Origin of the sequence: Staphylococcus devriesei, from assembly GCF_002902625.1 — a bacterium.
Taxonomy (GTDB): domain Bacteria; phylum Bacillota; class Bacilli; order Staphylococcales; family Staphylococcaceae; genus Staphylococcus; species Staphylococcus devriesei.
In genome coordinates this window covers 32,300-40,635 of record NZ_PPRG01000049.1, presented here as the reverse complement: position 1 = coordinate 40,635, position 8,336 = coordinate 32,300, and the positions used below count along the sequence as shown (strand labels likewise).

Below are 8,336 nucleotides of genomic sequence, written 5' to 3'. Positions count from 1 at the left end.
ACATTTGTAGAATTGAATTCGCTTGAGCTACCATGTTTTCCATTTGATTTCGTGTTAATTCCATTATTTGGTTAGACATCTATAACATCTCCCTTTTTTAATTGCTTTCTTAATCTATTTGACATGTCAGTTAAATCTTCGATAATTTTTTCGATAGGTTTTCTTGCATAGTCGTTGTCGATAATATCTTTTGAAAAAGCTAAGTAACAAAGTGGCGCTACTTCTCTTATGACTTTCTCACTGCCTTTGACCAAATCATAAATTTCTTTTTGCGCTTTCAATCTTTGTTGACCATCATTCAATTTCGCGTTCATATCGTTAATAGCTTTATTTAATTCATCGTACTTCTGCGACTTCTCACTTATTTCATCTCTACGTTGCTCCATATCTTTGATGTCTTTTTCCAATTTTTTGTTACGTTGTTCAATCAGTTTTTGTTGGTGTCTTGATTGAGCGAGTGCATTTTTAGTTTCTTGATAATCCTCAGGTTCCATATACTTCTCAATCACTTCTGGCTCCCTATTCTGTTCGTCTTCAAGTTGCTTACGTGCAATTGACTCAGAACGTTGCGCTTGTTCCACTTGTGATTGGAGTTGGGCGTTTTGTTCGTCGCGTTGTTTGAGTTTGTGTTCTAACTCTTTGTATTCTTTGTGAGTTTTAATATCACCCTCCAAAACTTTTTCTTTTAATTCTGGAATGTGTGACGGTTTGGAAATTTCTAATTGCAATCGTTTCGGCAACTCTTCAAACGTTTCTAATTGGTCGCCGTGCAACTGTTGCACTTCGTTGTATATTTGAATGTAGTTATATACATTTCTTTTTTTGAAACCTAATGAGCTATACCATTTTTCAAATAAACCACCATTGTTATAATCACTAAACTCTTGTTGTGCTTCGTAGAATACTTTTCCTACTTCTTTTGCGTATCTGTGTTTTATACCATTCAAAATGTTTTCTTTTTCAATAATCGATTCTGATAATTTTTGCGGTAAAGAATCGTATTGAAACTCGTCAATTGAATATTCCATTAAAAATTTCAACACCTTTATTAGTCTCTTGTTCGAATAATTCTTTAACCTTTTCGTTTGAAATTCGATAAACCTTAATTCCTTTTTCAGCAAGGAAAATTTCTTTCATCCTATCAACGATTTTCTGTTTTTTAGTTTGATGACTAAGCCCATCAATTTCGATAACTATTTGACTTTGAGGGTCATAAAAATCTGCAGTGAATTTTTTAGTGCCCCATTTTTCTAAACCGTTTTTGCCTGTCCCAAAAGTTATTTGCCTCTCGAAGTTTGGGAATAGCGATGCAAACATGTTTTCGTGTAATGTGAAATCAAATTTTCCTCGTTTATCAAAAGACTTCATAACTTTTTCGCTAAGTTGTAATTCGTTCAATCGTTTATACTCCTTTCTGCTATACTCCTTATAAGGAGGTGATTTATATGGATAAAAATCTATTTGATAAAAAATTTGATGAGTTGAAAGAATTCCTAGAAGTAGAGTTAAATGTTGAAAGTGACTATTTCAAAGAAACTCAACAAAAATTCTATGAATTCAACCCTGAAATGAGCGAGGATATGAATTTCTATTTATCTCTTTATGAGCTAAACAAAAAGTATTCTCAATCTATCGCTTACAATACCGCGATGCTGCTTCTACAAGACGACGAGCAGAATCATTAGCCGATTTTGAGCATTTAGGTATAACAAATTTTTCATTTGATAACTCTGAAAGACTCTTAGGTCGATTAAGCAATTGTTCTATAACTGTTACAGCAGCATATAGAATGATTGCTTTTTTAATTGGTTTTAAGTCGTTCATAGCGTTCTCCTCCTTAACTTGTTTGTTCGATTGTGGGTAGGATGTCGTTTTCTTTGAGTAAGTTATATAAAAAGATACGTCCTTTTTGAGTCCACTTTGTATGCAATTTAAAATCTTCTGTTCCGTCTTTTTTAGTGTATTTATGTGGTTCCGATGATGTGTAACCTTTATCGTGATACTTTGCGTATAGTAGCCATTGACCCGATTGTTTAAATTGCACCTTTAAATCGTGAAGTATCTTATTTAAAGCTTGCGCTGACATTCCATAGTCTTTTGCAATCGCATTTACAGTGATAAGCTTTTTGCTTTTTAAAATTTGGTCATAGTAATCTGCTTTAGGTTTTAACTCTCCCACTTGTTGTTGCAATAGTAAGTTGTGTTCTTTTTCTTTCTTATACTCAGTTAAAATGTTGATAATATAATCTGGATTATTTAATGTGTTTTCGATTACATTGTCTGTTGCGTACAGTCCATGTTTTCGAATAGCTGGTAAAACTTCTGATGTTACCCAGCGCTTGAAACGTTTAGCACTTTCTAATTTGCTTGAGAAGATTAAGCTGTAAAGTCCACTTTCATTGATGATGGTCATTTTTTGAGTACCACCAAGGGAGCCTCGAATTGGGGCATCCTTTTTATCTTCAAAATCAACATGTTTAGCAATAGCATTTCGAGCTTTTGAATATCCTAAAATTTCCGCCACATCTTTTCCTACAAAATACGGTTCCTCGTCTACTTTTAATGTTCTTACTGGTAATTCTTCAAAATTAAATACTTGTAAATCTTGCATACTTCCACTCTCCTTTTTAAAAGTTATTAAAAGTTATATAGATAGTAAAGTTTTTTATACTTTGATTTGGTCAATTTCTACATCATATAACTTTGCTAAAGCATAAACTGTAACATTGCTTAAATTAGTTTCTTCTTTTTCCCAATGTCCGACAGTTTTAGGATTTACTCCTAAAATATCCGCTACTTCTTGTTGCTTTAAATCTCTAATCAATCTCCACTTTCTAACTGTTAGTTGTTCTGGCATGTTGTTCACCTCTCTTTCACACGTATAACTTTATATTACTTTAAATTACTTGTCAACATATAAAGTTATATTTTTTCGATAAAAGTTATAAAAAGTATTGTAAAGTAATGTTAGTTGTGGTAAGTTAATATTACATTAAGTAATATTAAAGGAGACAATTATGGAAAATAACAACGTTAGAAAAAAATTATCTGAAAGCCTACAAGAACTTATGAAAGAAAGAAATATCGACCAAAAAGAACTTGCTGAAGCTATTGGAGTAACTCAACCTACGGTCTCAAATTGGATTCAACAAGCTAAATATCCACGTATAAAAAGAATCCAACAACTTGCAGATTACTTTAATGTACCTAAATCAAGAATTACAGAAGGGAAAAAAGAAATTCAACAAGATACACTTGCCGCACATTTAGGCGGTGACTTTACAGAAGAAGAATTAGCAGAAATTAGAAAGTACGCCGAATTAATAAGAAAAGCGCATCGTAATAATTAAGGGGAGATTTTTGTGTCATTGTATGAAGATTTAGTTATTAAAAATAAACATATTCCTATTGATGATGGAATCGCTTTAAAAGGGGATTTTGAAGGTTTTTATGATAATGGCGTTATACTCATTGATAAAAACCTATCCGAAACACGCAAAGCCGAAGTACTATACGAAGAACTAGCACATCACAAACTTACATACGGTAACATTTTAGACCAGTCTAAATGGATTAACCGCAAATTTGAAAACTACGCTAGGCGTCACGGGTACGAGGCAGCACTACCCCTACGTATCATTGTGGAGGCACACAATTACGGTGTAAGTAACTTATATGAATTAGCTCAGTATGTTCAATTAAGTGAAGAACACGTATTAGAAATATTGGAATATTATAAACAGAAACACGGCATCGGTACTCACTACGGCAATTACTCTATTACGTTTGAGCCGTTGAGAGTTTTTAGGATGTATCACATAGATTAACATCATCCTAGTGTCACTTCAATATTTAAACAATTTAATTCATCGATATTGTGTAGTATTATTGATTCGAGGGTACCGAGTTATGGCATCATTACTTGATTATGTTAAAATTGATAAATCACGTTTTAGCGATATGGTAAAAGCATATTTCTTATGGAAAGAGTTAAATAGTTTGATTAAAAATTCGCATACAAGAGGAGTAAATTTCCCAGAAATCATATCTGAATCATTATTATGTTATGCATTAGATTATAAATTAAATCGTGGTACTGGCGGAGACGCATATGATGAAATTAATAATAGAATCATAGAATGTAAAGCCACTTCCAATTTTGATAGGGATACGTCGTCATTTTCTCCAAATGAACGATTTGATAGATTATACTTTTTAAGGTTATATCAAAGGGATGATGAACTCTACATTTATGACACTTATTATGATTCAGAAAAGCTTAAATTAGTACAAGTGAGTAAAAAACAAACACTAGGTGATCAACAAAAACAAGGTAGAAGACCTCGTTTTTCTATTATTAAACAAATTATCGAAAAAGATAATATTCAACCTATTGCGAAAATCGATTTAAGAAAAGAAAAAGTTATTCGTCTAAAATAAAGGGGTGAAAAAGGTACCCTCTTATCCCTTTGTTTGCGGCGAGCTGCGAAAGGAATGTAAGTGATGAATAAATTAAAGGTATGCTCACTGTTTGCTGGAGTTGGAGGTATCGACTTAGCGTTTGAACAAACTGGAAAATTTGAAACTATTATAGCTAATGAAATTGATACAAAAGCTTCAGAAACATATAGATTGAATTTTGATAATGAGTTAATTCAATGTGACATTAGAGAAATAAATGCAAAAAACTTACCCGATTTTGACGTCTTATTATCAGGTTTCCCTTGCACTTCTTTTTCTATTGCTGGCTACAGAAAAGGGTTTGAAGATGAAACGTCTGGAGATTTATTTTTTGAAACACTTAAAGTTATAGTAGAAAAACAACCACAAATTGTATTTCTAGAGAATGTTAAAAACTTAGTTGGTCATGATAAGGGTAATACTTTTAAAGTTATAAGAGAAGCTTTAGAAACAAATGGTTATCATATTAAGTACCAAGTGTTAAATGCAAAAGATTACGGTAATATTCCCCAAAATAGAGAAAGAATTTATATAGTTGGATTTAAAGACATCGAACAATATAAAAATTTCGATTTTCCAAAACCTATAAACTTAAAGCAAGGGATAACAGATGTGATAGATTTCTCTAAAAAAGTTGATGATAGTTTTTATTACACTGAAGATAAATATAAGTTCTATAACTTGCTTAAAGAATCTATTGTGAAAAGCGATACTATATATCAATGGAGAAGAAAATATGTGAGAGAAAATAAAAGTAATGTATCTCCGACATTAACAGCAAATATGGGTACTGGAGGGCATAACGTTCCCTTAATACTTTCAAAACACGGCATAAGAAAATTCACACCTAGAGAATGTTTCGTATTACAAGGTTTCCCTGAAACATTCAAATTACCGGATTTAGCTAATTCACATTTATATAAACAAGCAGGTAATTCCGTTGTTGTACCTGTAGTAAACAGAATTGCACAAAATATATATAAATCAGTAAATAATGAAGTATGCGTATAAAATATATCTGGGGTAGCCCGCCTACCCTTATTATTTTTTTACTTTTTTTGAGGAGGGATAGCATGCAAACACGATGTTATGACGGTAAAAAATGGCAATACGAGTTTAAATATGAGGGTAAGAGATATAGAAAGAAAGGTTTTAGAACGAAACGTGAGGCGAATTCTGCAGGATTAGATAAGTTAAATGAGTTGAAGCAAGGTATCGAATACGAACCTAATTTAACGCTATATGACTATTTTAAAACATGGTGTGAAACATTTAAAAAATCAACAGTGACACCTAAAACATATAAGTCCTATACCTCTGCGATTGAACATATCAATAATCATCCTATCGGTAAAAAGAAACTGAAAGACTTATCCAGATATCATTATCAAGATTTTATTAACGAGTTTTCAAAACATCATTCGAAAGAATCTATTAGAAAACTAAACGGCTATATTAGAACATCTTTAGACGACGCAGTATACGAGGGACTTATATCTAAGAATCCAACTTTTAAAGTGAGTTATAGAGCTAGTAAGCCAAATAAAAGTGAAGATAGTAAATATATCAATCTAAAAGACTATGAAATATTAAAACAGCATTTGATGACTAAAGATAATGCTTCATCTCTTGTACTATTCATCATGATTTGTACTGGTTGTCGCATAAGTGGTGCTTTGAATCTAAAACGTGAATATATTAACCAAGTTAAAAGTGAAATATATATTGATGAGCATAAAACAGATTCGTCACCACGTTACGTGTCTATTAGTCAAAAAGATATGAACCATATCATTAAGTCTATTGATCAATTACCTAGAACGATTGACGGAACTATATTTGGTGAACTAACAAACAATGCAGTTAATAAACGTTTGAAAGTATACTGTAACAATCTAGGTATCAAAGAGATTACTTCTCACGCACTGCGTCACACTCACTGTTCATATTTATTAGCCAAAGGCATTTCTATATATTACATTTCGAAAAGACTAGGACACAAAAATATATCAGTTACTACTGAATTTTATTCACATTTACTTGAAGAAACATACAAAGAAGAAGATGAAAAAGCAACGCAAATAATAAGCGCAATGTGATTTTTAGGGACCCATTAGGGACCCTAAAGCCCATGAAACCCGTCGTTATAAGGTTTATAGTATCCCTCCCAGGACGTTAATAAAACATTGAAAATAACCGAAACGCCTTGATATAGTGCGTTTCGGTTATTTTATTTTGGAAATAAACAGAAGAAAATAGAACTATTTTGACACGTATACATAAAAAATAACCCGTCGAAATTGACGGGTTTAGAATATTAAGACGTACCTAATACAGATTTATTGTGTATTTATAGAATATCTAGTTCATTTTTAACGTCTTATAACGTGTTTTTAAATCTCTTTAAAATTTTTGCATCCTATTATGTCACTTTTAATTAATTTAAACATTTTATTTTTTATATTCACTCGTGTCATCTCAACCATTCATACCATTTATATTGTTTATCCTTAATCTCTTCATACTTTCCATTACCAATATATTTTATTCCTAAATGCTTCAAGTATAATATTCTTGCTAAACGAATGAATTTAGGGATTAAGACAATCAATATCACTAATATTGTGAATAAATATAAATTCATTTTTTAATCCCCCTCTTAAAATGAATTTTTTAAATAGCTGAAAAAGTATATAAAGGGATAAGTTTTCTATTTTTTCATAAGAATTAAACCTATGTTCGACTCTTCATCATCTAACTCTTACGCTTACTAAATATTAAATTCTACTGTATCGATAATATTGTTATCTCGGTTTCTAAATTTTAACGTAGCATGGTTGCTATCATCATCAATTAATAATTCAGCAAATGTTTCTTCAACTGAACTTCTTGATTGAGAAATACTGCCTGGATTGATCACATGCACGTCTCCTAAATTTTCATATTTAGCTACGTGGGTATGACCGTAAAATGCCAACTGACATCCTAAAGATTGAGCTTTTTCTGCTAATCTCATACGAGTCTGATTGACTTGATATAAGTGCCCATGTGTATAAAAAGCTTTAACACCTTTAATCTCAGTAACTTCTTCATTTGGAAATTCTGGGTAAAAGTCGCAATTACCTTTCACACGCGAATAAAGACTAAGTTCTGTATCGTTATATTCAAACTCTGAATCGCCTAAATGTAAAAGCACATCTGCATCTTTATGTTGTTCATAAAGATGGTATAAGACACCCGCTTCAGTATGATTATCGCTTACAATAAGCCATTTTGTCATGACTGCTCACTCTCCAAATACGCATTTAATTTCTTAATTGCGTTGCCTCGATGACTGATTTCGCCTTTTTCTTCTGTTGTAAGCTCTGCCATGGTTTTTCCCTTTTCCGGAAGATAGAAGATTGGATCGTAACCAAAGCCATGATCGCCTTGTCTTTCAGTAGTTATTACACCTGGAACAGTGCCTTTAAATGTACGCGTTGGCTCGCCGGGTGCGCTCATACTAATCACACATACGAATTGTGCGTCTCTATTCGTTTCTTCTCCCAGATTCTCAAGTAATTTATCAATATTATCTTCATCATTTTTATCTAAGCCTGCATAGCGTGCAGAATAAACGCCAGGTTCCCCATTTAATGCAAAGACTTCTAGCCCACTATCATCGGCAATCACACGTTTGTTTAATACTTTAGCTGCTGCTTCTGATTTTAATCGTGCATTTTCTTCAAAAGTAGTACCAGTTTCTTCGACATCAAAATCTTGAATCACTTCAGAAATTCCAATTACGTTATCATTTGGAAAAATCGACTTGAAATCATTTATTTTACCTTTGTTGTTCGATGCAATAATAATATCTGCCATAGTACTCTCTCCTT

The 8,336-nt window shown here is 32.2% G+C and carries 13 protein-coding genes; 6 read left to right on the top strand and 7 right to left on the bottom strand.

The window, feature by feature from the left end:
• Positions 1-71: 71 nt before the first annotated feature.
• Together CD147_RS08035 and CD147_RS08030 are read right to left on the bottom strand one after the other, a co-directional pair.
• A complete protein-coding gene (locus CD147_RS08035) occupies positions 72-1,028 on the bottom strand; it encodes a hypothetical protein (RefSeq protein ID WP_103166894.1) in 957 nt (318 codons plus the stop codon).
• Entirely contained in the window at positions 1,012-1,398 is a 387-nt protein-coding gene (locus tag CD147_RS08030) for a DUF559 domain-containing protein (protein WP_103166893.1), read from the bottom strand. Before CD147_RS08030 ends, CD147_RS08035 begins: the two co-directional genes overlap by 17 nt.
• A 47-nt stretch (positions 1,399-1,445) precedes the next feature.
• Between CD147_RS08030 and CD147_RS08025 the strand changes: the two genes are divergently transcribed.
• Complete coding sequence (locus tag CD147_RS08025) at positions 1,446-1,685, top strand: hypothetical protein (protein WP_011276079.1); 240 nt, start codon at positions 1,446-1,448, stop codon at positions 1,683-1,685.
• Here the strand turns inward: CD147_RS08025 and CD147_RS11985 are convergent.
• The 3 genes from CD147_RS11985 to CD147_RS08015 are packed head-to-tail and all read right to left on the bottom strand — an operon-like array spanning position 1,630 to position 2,857.
• Entirely contained in the window at positions 1,630-1,824 is a 195-nt protein-coding gene (locus CD147_RS11985; protein WP_142382045.1) for a hypothetical protein, read from the bottom strand. The genes CD147_RS08025 and CD147_RS11985 overlap by 56 nt on opposite strands.
• Positions 1,825-1,837: 13 nt before the next feature.
• Positions 1,838-2,611 (bottom strand): phage antirepressor, encoded by a 774-nt coding sequence (locus tag CD147_RS08020; protein ID WP_103166892.1) that lies wholly within the window; start codon positions 2,609-2,611, stop codon positions 1,838-1,840.
• Positions 2,612-2,665: 54 nt separating this feature from the next.
• Positions 2,666-2,857: a helix-turn-helix transcriptional regulator gene (locus CD147_RS08015; RefSeq protein ID WP_070503145.1), complete on the bottom strand. Its 192-nt coding sequence runs from the start codon at positions 2,855-2,857 to the stop codon at positions 2,666-2,668.
• A 160-nt stretch (positions 2,858-3,017) separates the two neighbouring features.
• On the opposite strand from CD147_RS08015, the gene CD147_RS08010 reads away from it, so the two are divergent.
• The 5 genes from CD147_RS08010 (at position 3,018) to CD147_RS07990 (ending at position 6,560) form a co-directional block, all read left to right on the top strand.
• Positions 3,018-3,350 (top strand): helix-turn-helix domain-containing protein, encoded by a 333-nt coding sequence (locus CD147_RS08010; RefSeq protein WP_103166891.1) that lies wholly within the window; start codon positions 3,018-3,020, stop codon positions 3,348-3,350.
• Between the two features lie 12 nt (positions 3,351-3,362).
• Positions 3,363-3,827 (top strand): ImmA/IrrE family metallo-endopeptidase, encoded by a 465-nt coding sequence (locus CD147_RS08005; protein ID WP_103166890.1) that lies wholly within the window; start codon positions 3,363-3,365, stop codon positions 3,825-3,827.
• 82 nt (positions 3,828-3,909) lie between these two features.
• Positions 3,910-4,440: a Bsp6I family type II restriction endonuclease gene (locus CD147_RS08000; RefSeq protein ID WP_103166889.1), complete on the top strand. Its 531-nt coding sequence runs from the start codon at positions 3,910-3,912 to the stop codon at positions 4,438-4,440.
• Positions 4,441-4,503: 63 nt separating this feature from the next.
• The gene (locus tag CD147_RS07995; RefSeq protein WP_103166888.1) at positions 4,504-5,472 is read left to right on the top strand and encodes a DNA cytosine methyltransferase; all 969 of its coding nucleotides are present in this window, start codon (positions 4,504-4,506) and stop codon (positions 5,470-5,472) included.
• 62 nt (positions 5,473-5,534) lie between these two features.
• A complete protein-coding gene (locus CD147_RS07990) occupies positions 5,535-6,560 on the top strand; it encodes a tyrosine-type recombinase/integrase (RefSeq protein ID WP_103166887.1) in 1,026 nt (341 codons plus the stop codon).
• Positions 6,561-7,231: 671 nt separating this feature from the next.
• Here CD147_RS07990 and CD147_RS07985 read toward each other — a convergent pair.
• Positions 7,232-7,741, bottom strand: coding sequence for a YfcE family phosphodiesterase (locus tag CD147_RS07985; protein ID WP_103166886.1), 510 nt, complete (start codon positions 7,739-7,741; stop codon positions 7,232-7,234).
• Complete coding sequence (locus CD147_RS07980) at positions 7,738-8,322, bottom strand: XTP/dITP diphosphatase (protein ID WP_103166885.1); 585 nt, start codon at positions 8,320-8,322, stop codon at positions 7,738-7,740. The genes CD147_RS07985 and CD147_RS07980 overlap by 4 nt, the downstream gene beginning before the upstream one ends.
• Between the last annotated feature and the right edge of the window lie 14 nt (positions 8,323-8,336).